The following is a 21,780-nucleotide window of genomic DNA, read 5'->3' as shown; positions in this document are numbered from 1 at the left end:
CAACGGATGGTGATGTTCTACCAGTGGGGTGTGACAGCCCCGGAGGCGCGCAGCACCTTCCTCGCTGTCAGCGGTGCTGTCCCGGTGTCTGGGGCCACCCCGGGCCCGGTGCCGGGGGCGTGGGCTGGGTGGGCCACGGTTGGGCGGGCCAGGGGTGGGTGGGGGGTACGTAGAAGGGGTGGGGCGTCGGGGGGCGGGGGGTTGCTGCGATCGCCTGGGCCAGGGCCGGTTGCGCGGTGTCCTTGCGCTGCCAGAGGTGGTGCAGCAGCTCCTGCTCCCGTGCCGTGAAGTCCGGGTCCGGGGCGCCTCGGTAGGCGCGCTCGCGCAGGAAGGCCAGGGACGTCGCGAAGGATATGTACTCCGCCACCGTGCGGGCCGACGCGGAGCCGCCGCTGCGGCGGGCCACGTCCCGGGCGATGCCCCGGGCGCGCATCGAGGACAGGGCGAACGGCTCCGGCGGAGTGAGCCAGCCGGCGGCCTGGTAGGCGGGCAGGTGGCTGCGGATCGTTCGGAGCTCGTTCTGGCGGGACCAGATGGTGAGCCAGGTCAGGACGCCGAAGACCGGCACCATGAAGAGGATGTAGACGGCCATGAAGCCGGCACCGGGCAGCGACGCCGAGCCGTTCCATATGCCGTGCAGCAGCATCGCCGTCAGGAGCGCGAGCACGGGGACGACGCAGCGCAGAACCCGGCGGCGGGGCGCCAGCGTGGCCGCTATGCCGAAGCCCAGGCCGGTCAGCGACGTGAACAGCGGGTGCGCGAAGGGCGACATCAGGACGCGAAGGAAGAACGTCGCCGCCGTCGTCGAGGGCAGGCCCGAGTAGCCGAAGCTCTGGTCGGACGCGTAGGCGTTGCCCAGGTAGAGGATGTTCTCCGTGAACGCGAAGCCCGTCGCCGTGATGCCCGCGATCACGACACCGTCGACGATGCCGTTGAAGTCCCGCCTCCGGAAGAGGTAGAGCAGGAGCACGGCCGCGGCCTTGCCGCTCTCCTCGACCACCGGTGCCACGAACGTCGCGCCCCACGCGGACGCGTCGTCCTCCCTGGCCACGTCCACGGTGTTCAGCAGCCACTTCGTGGCGTAGCCGTTGGCCAGCAGGGCCACGAGCGTGGCCGCGCAGGCACCCCAGGCGAAGGCGAAGATCAGGTTCCGCCAGGGCTTCGGCTCGACCCGGTCCATCCAGCGGAACGCGGCTATGAGCAGCGGCACGGGCAGCACGGCGAGGCCCAGGCCCACGAGGAAGCCCTGGGTGCCGGTCTGCTCGCGCACGAGCGCCAGGATGATCAGGCCGCAGAGGGCGAGCAGCAGGAAGACGCCGCCGGCTCGCACCGCCTTGTTGTCCCAGAGGGTGTCCCAGAGGGCTCGGCGTGGCTTGTAGTGCTGCCACGCCGTCGGCGGTGACGGCGGCTGGTGCTGCGGCAAGGGCGGCGGGGAGTCATGCACCCGACGACCCTAACGAAGGGGCGGAGCGGGGCGGGGCCGGTTTTCCGCCCGGATGCCGGTCGGGCCGCCGGCCGCGCCGCCAGCGTCCGCTACCGCGCCGCCCGGCGGCGGAACAGCAGGTCATGCACCACATGGCCCTTGTCCAGGCCCTGGCCCTCGAAGCGCGTCAGCGGGCGGAACTCCGGCCGCGGGGCGAAGCCGCCGTCGGGCTGGGTGTTCTCGAAGTCCGGGCTGGCCGAGAGCACCTCCAGCATCTGCTCGGCGTACGGCTCCCAGTCGGTCGCGCAGTGCAGCAGGCCGCCGGGCGCCAGTCGGGTCGCGGCCAGGGCCAGGAACTCCGGCTGGATCAGACGGCGCTTGTGGTGGCGCTTCTTGGGCCACGGGTCCGGGAAGTAGACGCGGACGCCGGCGAGGCTGTCGGGGGCGAGCATCTCGCGGAGCAGGATGATCGCGTCGCCGTTCGCCACCCGGACGTTGGCGAGGCCGTTCCGCTCGGCGAGGCCCAGCAGATTGCCCTGGCCGGGGGTGTGCACGTCACAGGCGAGGATGCCGGTTCCGGGGTCGGCGGCGGCCATCTGGGCCGTGGCCTCTCCCATGCCGAAGCCGATCTCCAGCACGACCGGAAGGTCCGGGTCCCCGAACAGCTCGCCCAGGTCCAGGCGGCTCAGCCCGTCGATGTCCAGGCCCCACTGGGGCCACAGGCGGCGCAGCGCGTCGCCCTGGCCGGGCGTGACCCGGCTGCGGCGCGGCTGGAACGAGCGGATGCGGCGCTCGTGGTGCGAGCCCGCCGGGTCCGGCGCGGGACCGTCGGGGAACATCGGTTCCCGCCGGGCGCGCGCGGGCGCCGGCACCGGGCTGGTGGCGGGGGCGGTGGAGGAGTGGTTCTCAGGCACAGTTCCTCAAGTTTACGGGCGCTCGGCGGAAACGGTGGGCGGCAAGATCGTTTCAGTGGGCGGGGGCCTGATTCCGAAGCCGGCCCGCCCGGCCCGGCTCCTGGCGGCTGACCGCTCTCCTCCGCTGATCACTCTTGTCCGTCGATCGTTCTTGTCCGCCGATCCGGTGAGCTGTCCGCCTGCCGGGCGTGGTGGCACCGGTGACGACCGCCCGCGCTCCTACGATCGCCGTGGCCCCACTCCGCCCCCTCCCGCGCGACGGACACCCTCATGCGACTGCGAATGCGACGGCGACTGCGCTCCGGCCACCGCCCCCGTGCCCGTGCCCGCCTCCTCACCGCCTTGGCGGTCGGCGCCGCGCTGACCGGCGGTTGTTCCCCGGCCCGCGGCGGCAGCGACGAGGTCGTGCCAGCCGCCCAGGTCGCGGAGCCGGCCCGGGGTGCCCGCAACGGCTGGCGGCTGGTCTGGTCGGACGAGTTCCAGGGGGCCGCCCACAGCCGCCCGGACCGCCGTACATGGGTGTTCGACCGCGGCGGCGAGCCCCAGTGGGGCAACCACGAGTGGCAGTACTACACGGACCGCCCCGGCAACGCCTCCCTGGACGGCCGTGGAGATCTCGTGCTCACCGCCCGCCGTGAGCGGCTGCGCGGCATGGTGTGCAGCGTGGGTCCCTGCAACATCACGTCCGGGCGGATGACCACCAAGGGGAGGTACGCCCGGGCCTACGGCCGTTTCGAAGCGCGCATCAGGGTTCCCCGCGGCCAGGGGCTGTGGCCGGCGTTCTGGATGCTCGGGGCCAACTCCGACAAGGTCAGGTGGCCCGGCAACGGTGAGATCGACGTCATGGAGGTCGTCGGCAGACAGCCCGGTACGGTGCACGGCAGCGTCCACGGTCCCGGCTACGTCAAACAGGGCATCGAGAAGCACACGGCTCTGGCCCACGGCAGGAGCCTCGCCGACGGCTTCCACACCTACCGCGTCGACTGGATGCCCGACAGGATCGTCTGGTACCTCGACGACAAGCCCTACGGCGTCGCCCGCTCCGGCCGGCTGCGGCGCGGGCAGAAGTGGGTCTTCGACCACCCGCACTATCTCCTGCTCAACCTGGCCGTGGGCGGCGACTGGCCGGGCCCGCCTGACCGGAAGACACCCTTCCCGGCCCGCATGGTGGTCGACTACGTGCGGGTGTACGCACCCGCCTGACGGACACCGACGGCAGATCCAGCCCGACCGGAACACCCCCCGCCCGGTCTCCCGAACCCAGGCACGTCCGCCTACGCACCCCCCGTACGCACCCCCACGCGAACCCGCCTACGCCCCCGGCGGACTCATCCGCCCAGCCCCGCCAGCACTCTCCTCGCCACCTCGCGCCCGATCGGCAGCGACGCCGTCGCGGCCGGCGAGGGCGCGTTCAGCACGTGCACCATGCCCGGCGACTCGGCGAACAGGAAGTCGTCCACCAGCGTCCCGTCCCGCAGCACCGCCTGCGCCCGCACTCCGGACGCCGCCGGTATCAGGTCCTCCGGCCGCACCTCGGGCAACAGCCGCCGCACCGCCCGTGTGAAGGCCGGCTTGGAGAGGGACCGCCGTATCTCCCCCGCGCCGTACCGCCAGTGCCTCCGGGCTATCCGCCACGCCCCCGGATACGCCACCGTCCCCGCCAGCTCGCCCGGCCGCACGGCCCCCCAGCCGTAGCCCTCGCGCGCCAGCGCCGGCACCGCGTTCGGCCCCAGGTGCACGCTGCCGTCGACGCCCCGGGTGAGGTGGACGCCCAGAAAGGGGAACGCCGGGTCGGGCACGGGATAGACCAGGCCCCGCACCAGATCCGCACGGTCGGCGGCCAGCTCGAAGTACTCCCCCCGGAACGGGACGATCCGCATGCCGGGGTCGTCACCCGCCAGCCGTGCCACCCGGTCGCTGTGCAGACCGGCGCAGTTGACCAGCGCCCGGGCGCGCAACACCTCGCCGTCGGCCGTGCGCACCGCGACGACGGACCCGCGCCGCCCGATGGTCCGCACCTCCGCCCCGTACCGCACCGAGGCCCCGGCGTCCTCCGCCAGCTCCGCCAGACGGCGCGCGACCGCCCCGAAGTCGCACACGCCCGTCGTCCCGACGTGGACGGCGCCCAGGCCGCGCACCCGCGGCTCGTACTCCGCGATCTGCGCGGGGCCCAGCTCCCGCACCGGGATGCCGTTGGCCCGGCCGCGCTGGACCAGGGCGTGCAGCCTCGGCAGCTCGGAGCGTTCCGTGGCGACGACCAGCTTGCCGGTCACCGCGTGCGGCAGCTCCTGCTCGGCGCAGAAGGCGACCATCTCGGCCGCGCCCTGCACCGCGAACCGCGCCTTGTACGACCCCGGGCGGTAGTAGACGCCGCTGTGGATGACGCCGCTGTTCCGCCCGGTCTGATGGCGCGCCGGGCCGCTCTCCTTCTCCAGCACCACGACGCGCGTGCGGGGAGCGGCGCGCGTGAGGGCGTACGCCGTCGACAGGCCGACGATTCCGCCCCCGACGATCAGCACGTCGCAGTCGTAGCCCCACGATTTCAGCGCCTCACCACCCACAGGACCAATCATGGCGGGTGCCACTGACAATGGGGCGCCACATGGGCTTCCACGTGCGCCTTTGTCGCACAGCGGTGACGTGGGGAGCCGGCGCCGGACGGGCGGGTGGGGTGACGCGCGGCGGGCGAGCGGGGCGACGCGGGGCGTGCGGGGACCCGCGCCCGGACCCGCATCGTCCTCGCCCCTACCCCGCCCCGCTCAAGCCGGCGCCACCAGCAGCGGCCTAGCCCGCTCGCGCAGCTCCACCACCCGGGGCTCGTTGCCGTACGGTTCCAGCCGGTGCAGCAGATCGCGTACGTACTCGGTCGTACGGGCCGACGAGATCCGTCCCGCGACCTCCACCGCCCGCGCGCCCGCCGCGCACGCCGCGTCGAGGTTGCCCGACTCCAGCTCCGCCACCGCGGAGACCACCAGCCGCAGGCCGTGGGAGCGTACGAACTCCTCCGTCGGCCGCGCCAGCGCCTGCTCCGTGAAGCGCTGTACCTGCCGTGGCATCCGCAGGTCGCGGTAGCACTCGGCGGCGTCGGCGGCGAACCGCTCATGGGTGTAGAAGTCCAGCCAGGAGGGATCCGCGTCGCCCGGACGGGCCCGCTCCAGCCAGCCCTCGGCGGCCTTGAGCGCGGTCCCGCAGGCCGGTGCGTCGCCCGCCTTGGCCTGGGCCCGCGCCTCGACCAGCCGGAAGAAGCTCATCGTGCGGGCGGTCGCCAGGCCGCGGTTGCGCTCCAGGGCCGCCTGCGCGAGGTCCACGCCCTCGTCCGCGTAGCCGCGGTAGGTCGCCTGGAGGCTCATGGACGCGAGGACGTAGCCGCCCAGCGGTACGTCCGCCGCCGCGCGGGCCAGCCGCAGCGCCTGGATGTAGTAGCGCTGGGCCGCCTCCTGCTGGCCGGTGTCGAAGGCCATCCAGCCGGCCAGCCGGGTCAGCTCGGCCGTCGCGCCGAACAGCGCACGTCCCACCTCGTCGCTGTACGAGGCGAGCAGCAGCGGTGCCGCGTCGACCCGCAGGCACTCCGGCACCATCGACGAACGCCAGTCGCCGCCCCCGTACTTGGAGTCCCACCGCCGCGCGTCGTCGGCCGCCTCCCGCAGCTTCGTGACGTCGCTGTGGCCCACTCGCTGGGGTAAACCGCCGTCCTGACCCGGGGCGCCCGGCGTCCCGTCGGCGCCGGGCGCGGCGGACGTCGCGGTCGCCGGCTCGGCCGGGCCGCCCGTTCCGGGCGCCACCGCTTCCCGGGCCACCTGGTGCGGCTCGCGGGCCACCGAGCTGTCGGCGGGCGTTATCAGCCAGCGCGAGGCCGGGGTCGAATACGCGCTGACGGAGAAGGAACCGGCCAGACTCTGCCAGATGCCCCCACCGCCGCGCCGACCGGCGAGATCCAGCCGGTAGAGCTCCGTCGCGGACCGCACCGCCTGGCCGACATCGCGCGGGAAGGCGAGCCCGACCTCCGGCGCGGGGTCCGCGTCGGCGAGCCCGATCTCGTGCAGCGGCACCGGGCGGCCGAGCTTCGCCGCTATCGCCGCCGCGATCAGGTGCGGGGCCGCGCCCTGCGGCACCATCCCCTTGGACACCCACCTGGCGACGGACGTCTTGTCATAACGAAGTGTCAATCCGCGCTGCGCACCGAGGTCGTTGACCCTGCGCGCGAGACCGGCGTTGCTGATCCCTGCGAGGGCGAGGACGGTGCCCAGCTTCTCGTTCGGTCCGCGTGGCTCCCTGGACATGCGCACCCCTCGGCAACACGACGCCCGCCTCGGCATAGGCACGGGGCATTCGTAAACCCAGCGTAGTTCGCCGCATCCCGACCGTTAAGAGGTGATGTCCCGGATGGCGAGATTCTGGCCCGTATGTGCGTGCATCGAGGGGCACGTGCTCCGGTTGTGTGTGGCCGTGCGCCCGCCGTGCGCTCTGTCCGCGCCAACGGCGGTGGCGGTTCCATGGAGGAGCGTGGGTTGGCCCGCTGTACTGGATCCAGTGGGCTGGGGGAAGCCGCCGCCTCATTCCCCGCGGGTGGCGGAACGGTCCGGGAGGCGGCGCACGCCTCCCGGACTGCGAACCTGTTGGTGGACGCGTCCGGCTCAATCCTCTCTCCTCCCCCGTAAGCGGACGCCCGCATTTTGGCCGGATCCGGCCGTAGGGCATGGCCGAGGACACGTTGTTGGGCAAGCGTGGGGCGCGTGCGGGGCGAGCGTGGAGCAGTGCGTGACGGTGGTCGACGGCGGGCGGTATCGTCGTCGGATCGTCGGTGACGAAACGACACTTCATTGGCAACTGCGGTGAGTTGGCGCGACAGAAGCAACCAATGTGTTGCCTGTCGGATGTCGAAACCATTCGCTCGCTGTGCATGATGACTGCTACCTGTTGGTTGTCCACAGCCTGTGGAGGCGGCGATGCGCTGGTTGGTGGGGTGGAGCCGCACCTCCGCTGGATCCGGGCCCGGCGGGCTCCCGGACCCCGAAGGACCCGACGACGCGAACGTCCAACCGGTCGGCGCCCAACTCCTGTGGGGCGCCCCCGCACCCCTGTGGGCCGTAGGTGACTGGCGCCCCGACGAAGTACGCGTGATCCAGACCGATCCCACCACCCGCCTCGCCGTGTTCGGCCGCTGCGGCGCCAGCGACGACGCCCTCCGCGCCGGCCTCGTCGCAGCGCGTGGCGGCGCCCTGCGGCACCTGTCCGCATGGCCCGGCAGCTACACCGCCGTCGCCCAGGTCGGGCGTCGCCTGACCGTCCTCGGCGACCTCGCCGGCGCCCGGCCCGTCTTCCACACCGCCTGGTCCGGCGGCACCGCCTACGCCACCGCGGCACTGCCGCTGGCCGACCTCGTCGAGGCCCAGCTCGACGTCGGCCACCTCGCCGCGCTCCTCGCCTGCCCCGACGCGCCCGAGGCCCTCGGCGACAGCACCCCCTACACCGGCGTACGACGCGTCCCGCCCGGCCACGCCCTGATCCTGCGCGACGGGGCACGGGACATCACCGGCTACGAACCCACGACCTCCCTCGCCGTCGCCGCCCCCCAGCGCGACGCCGCCCAGGCCATGGACGGCGTGCGGAACGCCCTCGTGGAGTCCGTACGCACCCGCCTCGCCGCCCCCCGCCACGCGCCCGACTACGGCGCCGGCACCCCCGAGGCCCGCGACCCCGGCCCCGTACCCGGCATGGGCCCCGCGCAGCGGCGCGCCGCCCGGGGCGCCCCCGCCCCCGGCATCGGCGCCGACCTCTCCGGCGGCAGCGCCTCCGGCACCCTCGCCCTGCTCGCCGCCGGCCTCCCCGGCATGCCCGGCACGCCCCACGGACTGGGCACCGCAGCGGGGGAGCGGCTCCAGGCCGTCACCTTCAACGACCTCGCCACCGGCGGCGGCCGCGCCCGCGAGGCCGAACTCGAACGGGCCCGCGCCCTCGCCGCCGGCCCCCGCCTGCGCCACGTCATCGTCGCCGCCGGCACGGAGGCCCTCCCCTACGCCGGCCTCGCCGACGGGCCGCTGACCGACGAGCCCTGCCCCGCCCTCGTCGACGCCGCCCGGCACCGGCACCGGCTGGCCGCCGGCAGCGCCGACCACTTCGTCGGGCACGGCGCCCGGCAGGTCCTGGACGCCCACCCCGCCCGGCTCACCGACCTGCTGATGGACCGCCGGCGACGGCACCTGCTGCGGCCCGTCTCGGCCCTCGCCCGCGCCGACGGGCCCTCGGCGCACTCCCTGTTCGTGCCGTTCACGGTCTACCGCGCGGCCCGGCGCCTGGCCCGTACGACCTACCGCGAGGGAATCGAGGCGGCGGCGGACGCGCTCCTGCGAGCCGGGGCCGGCGAGAACGGCGGGCCGGGCACGACGGGAGCCGCAGGCGCCGTCGACGCCTCGCTGGCGGCACTGACCTGGTGCCGGCCCGGCCCCGCGGCACGCTGGCTCACGGGAGAGGCACTCGCTGAAGTATCGGTTCGCCTGCACGGGGCGGCGGTGCGGCCACCCGCCGGCCCCCTGCAACGCCCGGGGGAGCGACGCGCCGCTGCCGCGCTCGGCCGGCACGCGGCGGACCACCGGGTCTTCGAGCAGGCCGCCGAAGTCCGCGGACAGCGGCTCCACGCCCCCTTTCTCGACAACCAGGTCGTCCGCGCCTGCCGGGCACTTCCCGAGGCGCTCCGGGTCCAACCGGGGGCGCGCGCCTCGGTCCTCCGCGCCGTCCTGGCCGGTGCGGGCATCCGCGAACTCCCGCCCGGCTGGGGCGCGACGTCCCACGCCTCGCACGCGGCCGCCATGCGGACGGGCCTCGCGGCATCGCTGGGCAACCTGCTGGAACTCTTCACCGCGCCGCTGCTCGCCGACGCGGGACTGATCGAGGCCCACGTGGTGCGGGGCGCCCTGTGCGCCGCCGCCGAAGGCGCGGCGCTGCCGCTCGACGGCCTCGCCGAACTCGTCGCCGTGGAGGTCTGGCTGCGTCGCCTCCTCGCCCGCCGCGGCACCTGCTGGACCGGGTCGGCGGCGCCACGGCAACGCGCGGCGGCAGGCGGGGTGATCCCCCCGCGCGCCCAGGGCGTGCCCTTCGGAACGGCCCAGGTCGAACCCTGAGAGCCGGCCGCCGGAGACCACCGGTGGCGGCTAGACCGTGCCCGCGAAGCCCCGCCCGGCCCGGGACCCGGCTACCGCTGGGAGATGCCCCCAGCACCGGAGGCCCCGGGCCACGCCCTACGCGCGCACGGCGCTGCTGCGCGGACACGGCCTAGCGGCAAGCGATGCGGGCCAGCGCCCAGTCCGCCAGCGCGCCACGGTCCAGCGGCCCGCGCGGCTCCACCACCAGGCGCAGCGTCCTGCGGCCCGCCAGCGGCACGTGCACCGCGACCGGCGCCCGGCCACCATGGACCAGGGGAGAGGTCCACAGGCGCTCACCGTCGGCGTAGACGGAGAAGGTGACCGCTCCCACGCCCTCGGTCATGTCGTCCACACCGGCCAGCGCGTCGTACGCCGTGCAGGAACGGTTCAGGTCGATCGTCACCGAGGACGACGCGTGAACGCTGGCTCCGTGACCGTAGGCCCTGCCCCCGACCCGCAGTCCGTACCGCTGCCACAGCCAGCTGCTCCCGCCGAGCCTGACCTCTGGTTCCGTGCCGCCGCCGGTCAGGCCGTAGTCCAGCTCGTTGAGCCGGTAGCCGACCGAGGGCGCTGACGGGGCGGGCGGGGGGTTGGGCTTCGGCTTCGCCTTCGGCTCGGGCTTGTGGGAGGCGGGGGGTTTACGGGCAGGCGTCGTCACGGACGGCCGGGGCGACGCCGGTGCCGGCGCCGGGAGGGCCACCGCCTTCGCCGGTGTCCTGCTCGGCGTGGGGGAGGCCGACGGGCGGGGAACGACCGGGTGCGCCGCGCGGGCGGGCGGCGACACCGCAGCTGACGAAGCGGTCAGGCTCCGTGGCGCCGTCGGCACCGGCGCCGGGACGGCCGGGGCCGCTTCCCTGGGCTCGGCCCGGGGCCGGTCAGGAGCGGGGGAGCCGCCCGCGAGGGCGTACGCGAGGACCGCGCCCGTCGCGGCCACCACCCCCGCCGCCAGCCCCGCCTTCGCGGCCACGCCCAGCCCGTGGCCGCCCAGCGCGCCGGGACCCGGTGCCCCCGCTCCACCGGAGGCCGGTCCCGTACCCGCACCGGCCGACGCCGCGCCCGCGGCCGCACCGGCCCCCGCCGCCCACCCCGCGGCGGCCTTGACCGACCACCCGGCGGCGAACCAGCCGATGACCGCCGTCGGCAGCAGCGCACGCAACCGCTCGTTGACGTCGGCCACTTCGAGCGCGGCCCCACGGCACCGGGCGCAGCCTTCCAGGTGCTTGCGCATCCCCCGCTCGGCCCGGGTGCGCAGCCGGCCCCGCGCATACGCGCCCAGTCGGTCGGCATACTGCGCGCACTCCCCGCCCGACGTCAGCGACGTGCTGACGTGCGCCTGGAGGTAGGCCTGCTTCAGCCCCTCCCGCGCCCGGTGTGCCAGGACCGCCGTCGCGTTGGGACTCAGGCCCAGCAGCGGCGCGACCTCGCTCGGTGACTCCTCCTCCACGGTCGTGTGCCACAGCACCGTCTGCCAGCGCTCCGGCAGGCTCCGGAAGGCCTGCACGGCCAGCGACTGCTCGGCCTCCTGCATGGCCCGGACGTCGGCACCCGGATCGAGCGTGTCGTCCTCGGCCGTGGCGGACGAGGACGCCGCCGAGGTGGCGAACACCGCGAAGTCGTCGACCAATTGCTCCCGCTTGGCCGTCCTTCCCCACGCCGCCGCCACGCGCCGCACCGTCGTCAGCAGATAGGCGCGCACCGCCGAATCCGGCCCCGCACCGGCGCGGATCGCCTGGAGCGTGGCTGCGAAGACCTCGTTGGTCAGGTCCTCGGCGGTGTGGTCGTCACGGCAGCAGCTACGGGCATACCGGCGAACCGCCCCGGCATGCCGCCGGTACAGCTCCTCGTACGCGTCGTCGTCGGCACCACCACGCATCCGCGTGACCAGCTCGAGGTCGGAGGGCGTCCCGTCCCCATCGTCGTGCACGGCTGCGTCATCGGCCGGCGCGCCGTTGTCCGTACAGGACCCGGCCGGAGAGAAGAACGCGGAGAGAGGCGAAAGATCGGACGAAACCCGGCCCCCGGGGTGAGCAGGGCCCCCGGGGTGAGCAGGGCCCTCGCCATGAGCAGGGACCGGGCCGTGAGCACCAGCCGCGGCCTGAGCACCAGCACAGGCCGACGCGCTCGCCCCGGCTTGAGTGCCGACCCCGGTATGAGGGCCAGTCCCGCGAGGAGACCCAGCCCCGATGGGAGTACCGGCACCGCCCGTCGCTTGGGCACCGTCCCCTACGGGAGTACCGGCACCGCCCTTAGCTTGGGCACCGCCCCCGCCGTGAGCACCGCCACCGGTCGGCGCACCGGCCCTGGCTTGAGTCTCGGCCCCGTCCAGCGCGCCGCCCCTGGCTTGGGTCTCGGCCCCGTCCAGGGCCCCGACCCGGCCTTGAGCCCCGGTCCCGTTCTGGGCCTCCGCCCCGATGCGATCCGTGATCCCGGCCTGGGCCGCGGCTCCGGCGTGGACACCACCGCCGACTGGAGCCTCGCCCCCGCCGGCCGCGGCGACACCGCAGGCCACCGGATCGCCGGCTACTGCGGCTTCACCACGGACCGACGCGTCACCGTCGGCCTGAGCGGGGATGCGCAGGCCCGTCGACTCCCACCGGCCCAGGCGCGGCCGTGCCGCGTTCGGCTGGGGCGCCCCTTGCCGCAACTCCAGGGCGCCCGACGGGGAACCCGCAGCAGGCGGGCCCCCTTGGCCGGGCACTCTGTGCATCGGCGGAGGCTCGTCCGCCTCCTCGCTCCCACGCGGTTCTTCCCGCCCGTCAACACCCATAGCGCAGGCTCCCCGTACGCGGCGGCACAGTCGAATACTGAGCAGCGTCGCACACAGGAACGCGCCTGGATCACTTCAGGAACGGCAACCACTCGTCCGGGTCCCGTTCGCGCGGCGGAACCCTCTCCGTCACCCGAACGGGCAACACTTGCCGAACGGGGGACCCCCTTTCGGGTAATCCGTAAATATCTTTCCCGGAGAAATCCGGGTGGCTACTCCACGGGCCGCGAACGGAGGCCTTCCAGCAGAATGTCCAGCAGCCGCGACGAGGCCGCCGCCTGCTGCGCCGCGTCCGGCAGCGACGGCGCCGCCGTCGCTATCACCAGCAGCACGTCCGCGACCGTCACGTCGGCGCGCAGCTCGCCCGCCGCCCGGGCCCGCTCGACCAGCCGGCCCACCACGTCCAGCAGCGCCGCCGCACCCGCGTCGTCGCGCTCCTCGACCGCCGCCGGCCGCTGCTCGACGAGCCGCAGCTCATGCAGCTGCCCCGCGGCGACCGGCTGCCGCTGCTGCGGCACCCGCGCCTGGAGCCGGTCACGGCCGTCCTCGGGCTCCACGTCGACGCCGACCCGCAGCACCTGCGGAGGCAGCAGCCTGCCGGCGCCCGAGGCCACTGAGGTGCGCAGGAAGCGCGACAGCGCCGACCACGGCTCGTCCTCCTGGCCCAGAGCCGTCCGCGCCTGCTCGGTCAGCCGCGCGGTCTCCTCCTCGGCTATGCGCCGGACCAGCACGTCCTTGCTCGGGAACCGCCGGTAGACCGTCCCCACTCCGACCCGGGCCCGGCGCGCCACGTCCTCCATCGGCGCCCCGTACCCCAGCTCGCCGAAGACCTCGCGAGCCGCCCGCAGCACATGTTCCAGATTGCGCTGTGCATCCACGCGCAACGGCGTATGACGGCCACCCGTGCCGTCAGTCGTCGCGACAGCAGCAGACCAATGAGAGCCCTGAATGTGCATACGTTCCCCCGGTTATGACGTCTCCCCCCGGAGACTCCCCGCCCTGACTGTCGGGGCATGTCTCGTCACCCCGACGGAGTACGAACATAGTTGAGCCCAGGTCAAGAAAGAAGAGGGTAGCTCCGCACAGGCTGTCCCCGATTGGAGTACAAGCCCGATCTCTTCTGATTCTGCACCACCGCACTACCTTCTCGCACCCGCTCTGACCTGCGCTCCTTCTTCCGAGAAAGAACCACTCGGCATGGAGGGATCAGCTCCGACTCCGGTCATACATTTCGCGGGGCCTGTGGACAAACCACTGAGGGCGAGGCGTCATGGGAAGAAGGTGTGCCAGAGACCTGACGACGCCGACCGACCCCGACCGGCACCGCTCGATGACGGACGGGGCGCGCGACGACGTACGAGCCCTGTCGAGGACGCGAGCGAAGACGCGAGGAGGAAGGGGCCTTGGTGAACGACCCGGCACGGGAGGAGCGCAGGGAACAGGAGGAACGGGGCGAGCAGGGGGTGAAGAAAACACCCGCGCCCGAGCCGCAGAAGTCCGGCTCACAGCACCAGAAGCCCACCGAAGAGCGGCAGAAGCCCACTACGCAGCACCAGAAGCGCACCGAAGAGCACCAGAAGCCCACCACGCAACCGCAGCAGTCCGGCTCACAGCCGCAGCCGCCCGCCGCCCAGGCTCAGCAGCCCGCCCCCCAGACGCCCCAGTCGGCGCCAAGGCCCTCCGAGGGCAGGGACCGTGACCGCGAGACCCCGCCCCGCATCCTCATCGTCGGCGGCGGATACGTCGGTTTGTTCACTGCTCTCCGTCTCCAGCGGAAGCTCAGGCGCGGCGAGGCCGAGATCGTGGTCATCGACCCCGAGCCCTACATGACGTACCAGCCGTTCCTTCCCGAGGCCGCGGCCGGCTCCATCTCACCCCGCCACGTCGTCGTCCCCCTGCGCCGCGTCCTGGACAAGTGCGAGGTCGTCATCGGCGAGGCCACCGCCATCGACCACGCCAAGCGCACCGCCACCGTCAAGACCCTCGCCACCGAGGAGGAGGGCACCGGCGCGATCACCGTCCCCTACGACGAACTGATCCTCGCCCCCGGCTCCGTCTCCCGCACCCTCCCCATCCCCGGCCTCGCCGACTACGGCATCGGCTTCAAGACGGTCGAGGAGGCCATCGGCCTGCGCAACCACGTCCTGGAACAGCTGGACATCGCCTCCTCCACCCGCGACCCGGAGGTCCGCGACGCCGCCCTGACCTTCGTCTTCGTCGGCGGCGGCTACGCCGGAGTGGAGGCCCTTGGCGAGCTGGAGGACATGGCCCGTTACGCCGCCCGGTACTACCACAACGTCAGCCCCGACGATCTGAGGTTCGTCCTGGTGGAGGCCACCGACCGGATCCTCCCCGAAGTCGGCCGGGACATGGGCCGGTACGCCGTCCGGGAGCTGCGCGGCCGCAACATCGACGTACGCCTCGGCACCCGGCTCGACTCCTGCGAGAACCGCGTCGCCGTGCTCAGCGACGGCTCCCGCCTCCCCACGCGCACCCTCGTGTGGACCGCCGGCGTCAAACCGCACCCCGTCCTGGCCGCCACCGACCTGCCGCTCGACGGACGCGGCAGGCTCGTGTGCACCACGGCCCTGAAGGTCGACGGCGTCGACCACGCGTGGGCGGCGGGCGACGCGGCCGCCGTGCCCGACCTCACCGCCACCGAACCGGGCAGGGAATGCGCACCCAACGCCCAGCACGCCGTCCGCCAGACCAAGGTCCTCGCCCAGAACGTGCTCTCCTCCCTCCGGGGCAAGGACCTCAAGGACTACCGGCACAAGTACGTCGGGTCCGTCGCCTCGCTCGGCCTCCACAAGGGCGTCGCCCAGGTCTACGGCACCAAGCTCAAGGGGTACCCCGCCTGGTTCATGCACCGCGCCTACCACCTCAGCAGGCTGCCCACCTTCAACCGCAAGGCCCGGGTCCTCGCCGAATGGATCCTCGCCGGCCTGTTCAAACGTGAGATCGTCTCGCTCGGCTCGCTGGAAAACCCCCGGGCCGAATTCGAACTCGCAGCGGGCACAGGGCGGCACCCCGAGGCGAGTTGAGGCAGGTCACGCGCGCGTGGCGGAGACGGGAACCCACCCGTAGGGCACGGCGTCTGACGGATGTCAGTCCGGTCGGCCACACTGGACGTGTGACCATGGGTGGGCTGGTATCTGCGAAGAGTAACAATCATGAGGATTCGGACGTTTGCTGCACTTCCTCGGGGCCCGGCCCCCGCACCGCCGACCGCGGACCCGAGCCGGGCTCGCGGCCACGCCGTCCCACGTCGCCGAGCTGATCCGGAACGACTCCGCGAGGTAATCCTCAGTGAACTTCACCCGCTGGAGCGCCCGGCTCCCCGGAACGCAGCGCCGCGCGGCGGCGCGCGCCGACCGCACCTCCGCGACCTCCTCGCAGGTCCCCGCCACGACCGGCGCCCAGGGCACCGGATCCGTGCCCGCCGCGCGCGCCGAGAGCGCCCCCGCCGCCGGCCCTGACGCGGACCCCGTCCCCAGTCTCGACGCGCTGTCCGTCCACGCCATCCTCGGCCAGGTGCCGGCCCTCGTCGCCGTCCTCTACGGCCCGGACCATCGCGTCGCCTACGTCAACGACGCCTACGCCGCCCTCTTCGGCCCCCGCACCCCCGGCATCCCCGCCCGCACGGCCCTCCCCGAGCTCGACGAACTGGGCCTGCTGCCCCTGATGGACCAGGTGCTGCGCAGCGGCAGACCCCGCACGGTCAAGTCCCGCCGCGTCCCCCTGACCGCACCGGCCGGTGCCCCCGCCCCGGCCAGGACGGACCCCGACGCCCGCCCCCGCCACGGCTACTACACCTTCACCTGCTCACCGCTCGAAGTGGGCGGGAGCACGGCCGCCCAGCGCGGCGTCCTCGTCTTCGCGGCCGACGTCACGGACCAGGTCGAGGCGGCGGAGCGGCTGCGCGCCAGCGAGCGCCGCCAGCGCGAGGCGGCCGTCACTCTCCAGCGCAGCCTCCTGCCCCAGGAACTCGAACAACCCGACGACCTGCGCGTCGCCGCCACCTACCAGCCCGGCGGCAAGGACACCGCCGTCGGCGGCGACTGGTACGACGTCATCACCCTCGGCGCCGGGCGCACCGCCCTCGTCATCGGCGACGTCATGGGCCGCGGCGTCCGGGCGGCGGCCGTCATGGGCCAGCTCCGCACGGCCGTACGGGCCTACGCACGCCTCGACCTCCCGCCCCACGAGGTCCTCCAGCTCCTCGACGGCCTCGCCGCCGAGATCGACGCCACCCAGATCGCCACCTGCGTCTACGCCATCCACGACCCCAACGAGGGCCGCCTCGTCTACGCCTCCGCCGGCCACCTGCCGATCCTCGTCCGCGACCCGGACGGCACCGTGCGCCGCGCCGCCGAGCCCACCGGCCCCCCGCTGGGCACCGGTGGCTGGCTCCACACCTCCGGCAGCATGCCCTTCGGCCCCGGCGCGAGCGCCGTCCTCTATACGGACGGCCTGGTCGAGCGGCGCGACGAGGACATCGACGAGGGCGTCGCCGCCCTCGAGCGCGCCTTCGCCGGCGCCACCGGATCACCCCAGGTGATGTGCGACCGGCTGATCCGCGCGCTCGGAGTCACCCAGGAACACGACGACGACGTGGCCGTCCTCGTCCTCCAGCACCCCGCCCGCACGGGCCACGACGCCGAGCTCTTCCACAACGCCGCACTGGAACTCCTCGGCGGCATCGAGGCCGCGCCCCGCGCCCGCGCCTTCGCGTCGGGCGTGCTGGCCAGCTGGCGCTTCCCCACGGACCTCCGCGACCTGGGCGTGCTGGCCGCGAGCGAACTGGTGGCCAACTCCCTCCAGCACGGCACACCCCCCATGAGGCTCCGCCTCCGCCGCACCGACCGGCGCCTGATCATCGAGGTCACCGACGGCGACGACCATCTCCCGCGCCGCCGCCGCGCCGAACCGGCCGACGAGGCCGGACGCGGCATCTCGATCATCGCCACCATCGCCTCGTCCTGGGGCTCACGCCGCACACCCGGCGGCGGCAAGGCGGTGTGGTGCGAGTTCGCCCTGCCCGCGGGACACCCGTGAGCGACGCACAGCCGGGGCACGCCGCGGCCGGCCAGGAGGCGCCCTGAGGGTCAGACGCCCACAGGCGTCCGCTCCGCGGTCACGACCGGCTCGGTGGCGTCCGGCGCCGGCCCGGCCTGCGCGCCGACCCGCGCGCCACCGGCACGCACGCTCAGCTCGGCCTTCCGTGCCTGCAGCTCCCGCACGACGAGCGGGTTCTCCTGCGCCGGAGTGAGCCGGCGGCCCAGGCGCAGGGCGAGGACGGAGATGGCGAGCGAGCAGCCGACCAGCAGGGCGATGTACGCGGTGTACATCCCCGCACCGGCCATCAGACCGCCCGCCGCCGGACCGACGGCCAGCGCCAGCTGCTTCACGAGGGCGAACGCGGAGTTGTACTGACCCACCAGCCGCGCCGGCGCCAGGTCCGCCACCAGCGGAGCCATGGTCGGCGACAGCATCGACTCACCGATGCCGAACAGCGCGTACGTCGAGATCAGCATCGCGGTCGCCACGCCGTGCGCTCCCGGCACCAGACCGGACACGCCGGCCATGATCCAGGCGGCCGTCCATATGAGACCGACCAGCGCGATGACCCGCGACCGCCGACGCCGCTCGACGAGCTTGAGAACGAGGAACTGCGCGAGAACGATCGCGGCCGTGTTCGCGGCGAGAGCGATACCGAGCATGGCAGGCGAGATCTTCGTGACCTCGACGGCGAAAGCCGCCAGGCCCGACTCGAACTGTCCGTAGCAGGCGAAGAACATCACGAAGCCCAGCACACACAGCTGCACCATGGCCCGGTCGCCGAGCAGCGTCCGCCAGCCCTGGGAGGCCTCGGGGTCGGTCGGCACGGCGTCCTCGACCTTGGGCGCACGCGGCAGCCGCACGGTCGCGACCGTCGCACCCAGCACCAGGAACATCGCCGACTCGATCGCGAAGAGACGCACGAAGCTCGACGGGTCGGAGGTGTCCACCAGCTGGCCGCCCAGCAGGCCACCGACACCCAGCCCCAGGTTGTTCAGAAAGAACTGCATCGCGAACGCACGCGACCGGGTCGTCGTGGTCGAACACCACACGATCATGGTGGCCAGCGACGGCTGGATCACCGCTATACCGGCACCCAGCGCCGCGGCCGCGCAAACGACCAGCGGCTCGCTGCCCGCCAGACCGAGCCCCAGGGAGCCGACGGCGGCGCAGACCGTACCCGCGACGGCGACAGGCAGGGGACCCCGCCGGTCGATGATCCGTCCGACGAAGGGCAGCACGACGAGCGCGGCCACGGCGAACGTCGCCAGCACGATCCCCGCCGTGCTCGCGCCGAGGTCCCGCACCTGTGCCACATAGATGAACAGGAACGGAACCGTGAAGCCGCTGCCGAACGCGCTCAACGCGTTGCCCAACTGGATCCGGCGCAGAGCTGCGCCCATCGCGGTGGTCACACTCACCCCTCAAACTCGAACCTGAAGACTTCAGACCTAAACTTCGAAGCTAAAGAGTACATGCCGAAGGGCTTTAGCGCGAATCATTTCTGTCATACTGCCGGGCATGGCTGACACCCCCGGCCCGGCCGAGCCGAGCCTCGACGAGCAGATCGCCGCCTACCAGCGCGAGTTCCAGGACCTGGACCCCCAGGTGGAGCGCGTGGTCTCGGCACTCAGCCGCCTCAACCGGCGGATGAACGTCGCGTACGGACGCCAGACCGCCGAGCTGGGCATCAGCAACGCCGAGTGGGAGGTCCTCAAGGCCCTCGTCCTCGCCGGCGAGCCCTACTCCCTCGGGCCCGGCGACCTCGCCAAGCGGCTCGGCCTCACCCCCGCGGCCATGACCCACCGCATCGACCGCATGGTCGGGGAGGGCCTGGTCACGCGCGAGCGCGACGAGAGCAACCGCGTGCGCGTCATCGTCGGCATCACGGAAGAGGGCCGGGCGAAGTGGCTGGACGGCCTGCGCATGGCCACTGTCTTCGAGGAGGAGCTGCTCCAGGACCTCTCGAACGACGAGCGCGGCCGGCTCGGCGAGATGCTGACCCGCCTGCTCCGCCGCGTCGAGGAGGCCCAGCCGGACGCCGGCGGCCGCCTCAGCGACCTCGACTGAGGACTCGTCCGAGGACTCCCCTGAGGATCCCCCTGAGAAGAGGGGGCCAGGAGAGGAGGAGGGGCGCGGGAGCGGCAAGAGAGCCGCTCCTGACGCGGGTTGACACGGGTCCACCGGATCCGTACTGTTCTCCGAGTTGTCGCGGGGCCGAACGGCTTCGAGGACGGCACTTCGAGCCGCACCGGCGGCGTCCACTACTGCACGGCCCTTGAACGGGATGAATTTCGGCATGCCGAAATTCGGACCGGGACTCGATTAGGAGTCACGAGGGAAATCCGCTAAAGTAGTGATCACGCCGGAAGGCGCGAAAAACCCCGCTCCAACAGGGGGCCGGAAACGGAATCCGAACCGGAAACGGAACGGAAAACGGATCTGGTAAGGTTGGAAACAACGAAGGGAAGCGCCCGGAGGAAAGCCCGAGAGGGTGAGTACAAAGGAAGCGTCCGTTCCTTGAGAACTCAACAGCGTGCCAAAAGTCAACGCCAGATATGTTGACACCCCGTCCATCTCGATGGATGAGGTTCCTTTAAAAGTCCTGCCGGGTCCGTATGGATCGGGTAGGCACACACAGCGAGGACGCTGTGAACGACCGGGCTTATTCCGCCTGGTTGTTCCGCTCTCGTGGTGTCGACCCGATTACGGGTAAACATTCACGGAGAGTTTGATCCTGGCTCAGGACGAACGCTGGCGGCGTGCTTAACACATGCAAGTCGAACGATGAAGCCCTTCGGGGTGGATTAGTGGCGAACGGGTGAGTAACACGTGGGCAATCTGCCCTGCACTCTGGGACAAGCCCTGGAAACGGGGTCTAATACCGGATACGACCGCTGACCGCATGGTTGGTGGTGGAAAGCTCCGGCGGTGCAGGATGAGCCCGCGGCCTATCAGCTTGTTGGTGGGGTGATGGCCTACCAAGGCGACGACGGGTAGCCGGCCTGAGAGGGCGACCGGCCACACTGGGACTGAGACACGGCCCAGACTCCTACGGGAGGCAGCAGTGGGGAATATTGCACAATGGGCGAAAGCCTGATGCAGCGACGCCGCGTGAGGGATGACGGCCTTCGGGTTGTAAACCTCTTTCAGCAGGGAAGAAGCGAAAGTGACGGTACCTGCAGAAGAAGCGCCGGCTAACTACGTGCCAGCAGCCGCGGTAATACGTAGGGCGCAAGCGTTGTCAGGAATTATTGGGCGTAAAGAGCTCGTAGGCGGCTTGTTGCGTCGGATGTGAAAGCCCGGGGCTTAACCCCGGGTCTGCATTCGATACGGGCAGGCTAGAGTTCGGTAGGGGAGATCGGAATTCCTGGTGTAGCGGTGAAATGCGCAGATATCAGGAGGAACACCGGTGGCGAAGGCGGATCTCTGGGCCGATACTGACGCTGAGGAGCGAAAGCGTGGGGAGCGAACAGGATTAGATACCCTGGTAGTCCACGCCGTAAACGTTGGGAACTAGGTGTGGGCGACATTCCACGTCGTCCGTGCCGCAGCTAACGCATTAAGTTCCCCGCCTGGGGAGTACGGCCGCAAGGCTAAAACTCAAAGGAATTGACGGGGGCCCGCACAAGCAGCGGAGCATGTGGCTTAATTCGACGCAACGCGAAGAACCTTACCAAGGCTTGACATACACCGGAAACGGCCAGAGATGGTCGCCCCCTTGTGGTCGGTGTACAGGTGGTGCATGGCTGTCGTCAGCTCGTGTCGTGAGATGTTGGGTTAAGTCCCGCAACGAGCGCAACCCTTGTTCTGTGTTGCCAGCATGCCCTTCGGGGTGATGGGGACTCACAGGAGACTGCCGGGGTCAACTCGGAGGAAGGTGGGGACGACGTCAAGTCATCATGCCCCTTATGTCTTGGGCTGCACACGTGCTACAATGGCCGGTACAATGAGCTGCGATACCGCGAGGTGGAGCGAATCTCAAAAAGCCGGTCTCAGTTCGGATTGGGGTCTGCAACTCGACCCCATGAAGTTGGAGTTGCTAGTAATCGCAGATCAGCATTGCTGCGGTGAATACGTTCCCGGGCCTTGTACACACCGCCCGTCACGTCACGAAAGTCGGTAACACCCGAAGCCGGTGGCCCAACCCTTGTGGAGGGAGCCGTCGAAGGTGGGACTGGCGATTGGGACGAAGTCGTAACAAGGTAGCCGTACCGGAAGGTGCGGCTGGATCACCTCCTTTCTAAGGAGCACATAGCCGACTGCAAGCGAATGTCTTGCACGGTTGCTCATGGGTGGAACGTTGACTATTCGGCACAGTTCTTGAGGGTTCACTAGTACTGCTTCGGCGTGGAACGTGAAATTTCTGAGGGGCTGGGTCGGGCACGCTGTTGGGTATCTGAGGGTACGGAACGTAAGTTTCGAACCTTCGCGATGCCGGCCCCAGTGCACTCACTGCTTCGGTGGTGGGGTGAT

Annotated in this window: 12 protein-coding genes and 1 rRNA gene; 6 read left to right on the top strand and 7 right to left on the bottom strand. The window is 72.0% G+C overall.

Annotation, left to right across the window (positions count from 1 at the left end; genetic code table 11):
- Window positions 1–67: 67 nt before the first annotated feature.
- Together CYQ11_RS14290 and trmB are read right to left on the bottom strand one after the other, a co-directional pair.
- Window positions 68–1,444 carry a PrsW family intramembrane metalloprotease gene (locus tag CYQ11_RS14290; RefSeq protein WP_099200167.1) on the bottom strand — a complete coding sequence of 459 codons (1,377 nt, stop codon included), beginning with the start codon at window positions 1,442–1,444 and terminating at the stop codon, window positions 68–70.
- Window positions 1,445–1,533: 89 nt separating this feature from the next.
- Window positions 1,534–2,337, bottom strand: coding sequence for a tRNA (guanosine(46)-N7)-methyltransferase TrmB (gene trmB, locus CYQ11_RS14285; protein ID WP_099200169.1), 804 nt, complete (start codon window positions 2,335–2,337; stop codon window positions 1,534–1,536).
- A gap of 270 nt (window positions 2,338–2,607) precedes the next feature.
- Between trmB and CYQ11_RS14280 the strand changes: the two genes are divergently transcribed.
- Window positions 2,608–3,540 (top strand): glycoside hydrolase family 16 protein, encoded by a 933-nt coding sequence (locus CYQ11_RS14280; RefSeq protein ID WP_099200170.1) that lies wholly within the window; start codon window positions 2,608–2,610, stop codon window positions 3,538–3,540.
- A gap of 125 nt (window positions 3,541–3,665) precedes the next feature.
- Here the strand turns inward: CYQ11_RS14280 and lhgO are convergent, their stop codons facing one another.
- A complete protein-coding gene (gene lhgO / locus CYQ11_RS14275; protein ID WP_398780043.1) occupies window positions 3,666–4,898 on the bottom strand; it encodes an L-2-hydroxyglutarate dehydrogenase in 1,233 nt (410 codons plus the stop codon).
- A gap of 198 nt (window positions 4,899–5,096) precedes the next feature.
- Entirely contained in the window at window positions 5,097–6,617 is a 1,521-nt protein-coding gene (locus CYQ11_RS14270) for an NsdA family TPR-like regulatory protein (RefSeq protein ID WP_099200172.1), read from the bottom strand.
- 666 nt (window positions 6,618–7,283) lie between these two features.
- On the opposite strand from CYQ11_RS14270, the gene CYQ11_RS14265 reads away from it, so the two are divergent.
- Window positions 7,284–9,455: an asparagine synthase-related protein gene (locus CYQ11_RS14265; protein ID WP_099200266.1), complete on the top strand. Its 2,172-nt coding sequence runs from the start codon at window positions 7,284–7,286 to the stop codon at window positions 9,453–9,455.
- 151 nt (window positions 9,456–9,606) lie between these two features.
- On the opposite strand, the gene CYQ11_RS14260 is transcribed toward CYQ11_RS14265, so the two are convergent.
- Together CYQ11_RS14260 and CYQ11_RS14255 are read right to left on the bottom strand one after the other, a co-directional pair.
- The gene (locus CYQ11_RS14260; RefSeq protein ID WP_240003488.1) at window positions 9,607–11,349 is read right to left on the bottom strand and encodes a sigma-70 family RNA polymerase sigma factor; all 1,743 of its coding nucleotides are present in this window, start codon (window positions 11,347–11,349) and stop codon (window positions 9,607–9,609) included.
- 1,106 nt (window positions 11,350–12,455) lie between these two features.
- The gene (locus CYQ11_RS14255) at window positions 12,456–13,199 is read right to left on the bottom strand and encodes a TetR/AcrR family transcriptional regulator (protein ID WP_099200175.1); all 744 of its coding nucleotides are present in this window, start codon (window positions 13,197–13,199) and stop codon (window positions 12,456–12,458) included.
- Window positions 13,200–13,961: 762 nt separating this feature from the next.
- Between CYQ11_RS14255 and CYQ11_RS14250 the strand changes: the two genes are divergently transcribed.
- Together CYQ11_RS14250 and CYQ11_RS14245 are read left to right on the top strand one after the other, a co-directional pair.
- Window positions 13,962–15,287: an NAD(P)/FAD-dependent oxidoreductase gene (locus CYQ11_RS14250; RefSeq protein WP_099200267.1), complete on the top strand. Its 1,326-nt coding sequence runs from the start codon at window positions 13,962–13,964 to the stop codon at window positions 15,285–15,287.
- A 265-nt stretch (window positions 15,288–15,552) separates the two neighbouring features.
- Window positions 15,553–17,301, top strand: a complete 1,749-nt coding sequence (locus CYQ11_RS14245; RefSeq protein WP_099200176.1) for an ATP-binding SpoIIE family protein phosphatase — start codon at window positions 15,553–15,555, stop codon at window positions 17,299–17,301.
- A gap of 50 nt (window positions 17,302–17,351) precedes the next feature.
- Here the strand turns inward: CYQ11_RS14245 and CYQ11_RS14240 are convergent, their stop codons facing one another.
- Window positions 17,352–18,719 (bottom strand): MFS transporter, encoded by a 1,368-nt coding sequence (locus CYQ11_RS14240; RefSeq protein WP_099200178.1) that lies wholly within the window; start codon window positions 18,717–18,719, stop codon window positions 17,352–17,354.
- 106 nt (window positions 18,720–18,825) lie between these two features.
- Here CYQ11_RS14240 and CYQ11_RS14235 point away from each other — a divergent pair, with 106 nt between their 5' ends.
- On the top strand, window positions 18,826–19,374 hold the full coding sequence (locus tag CYQ11_RS14235) for a MarR family winged helix-turn-helix transcriptional regulator (RefSeq protein WP_099200180.1): 549 nt from the start codon (window positions 18,826–18,828) through the stop codon (window positions 19,372–19,374).
- A gap of 649 nt (window positions 19,375–20,023) precedes the next feature.
- A 16S ribosomal RNA gene (locus CYQ11_RS14225) occupies window positions 20,024–21,547 on the top strand.
- The last annotated feature ends 233 nt before the right edge of the window (window positions 21,548–21,780 follow it).

This window comes from Streptomyces cinnamoneus, assembly GCF_002939475.1.
Taxonomy (GTDB): domain Bacteria; phylum Actinomycetota; class Actinomycetes; order Streptomycetales; family Streptomycetaceae; genus Streptomyces; species Streptomyces cinnamoneus_A.
The sequence above is the reverse complement of the archived record's forward strand: the minus strand, read 5'-3'. Positions and strand labels throughout refer to the sequence as shown.

Bases quoted from the DNA above. Each gene is read 5' to 3' on its own strand.
- CYQ11_RS14280 (WP_099200170.1), top strand. From the start codon at position 2,608: ATGCGACTGCGAATGCGACGGCGACTGCGCTCCGGCCACCGCCCCCGT.
- CYQ11_RS14270 (WP_099200172.1), bottom strand. From the start codon at position 6,617: ATGTCCAGGGAGCCACGCGGACCGAACGAGAAGCTGGGCACCGTCCTC.
- CYQ11_RS14265 (WP_099200266.1), top strand. From the start codon at position 7,284: ATGCGCTGGTTGGTGGGGTGGAGCCGCACCTCCGCTGGATCCGGGCCC.
- CYQ11_RS14260 (WP_240003488.1), bottom strand. From the start codon at position 11,349: ATGCGTGGTGGTGCCGACGACGACGCGTACGAGGAGCTGTACCGGCGG.
- CYQ11_RS14255 (WP_099200175.1), bottom strand. From the start codon at position 13,199: ATGCACATTCAGGGCTCTCATTGGTCTGCTGCTGTCGCGACGACTGAC.
- CYQ11_RS14235 (WP_099200180.1), top strand. From the start codon at position 18,826: ATGGCTGACACCCCCGGCCCGGCCGAGCCGAGCCTCGACGAGCAGATC.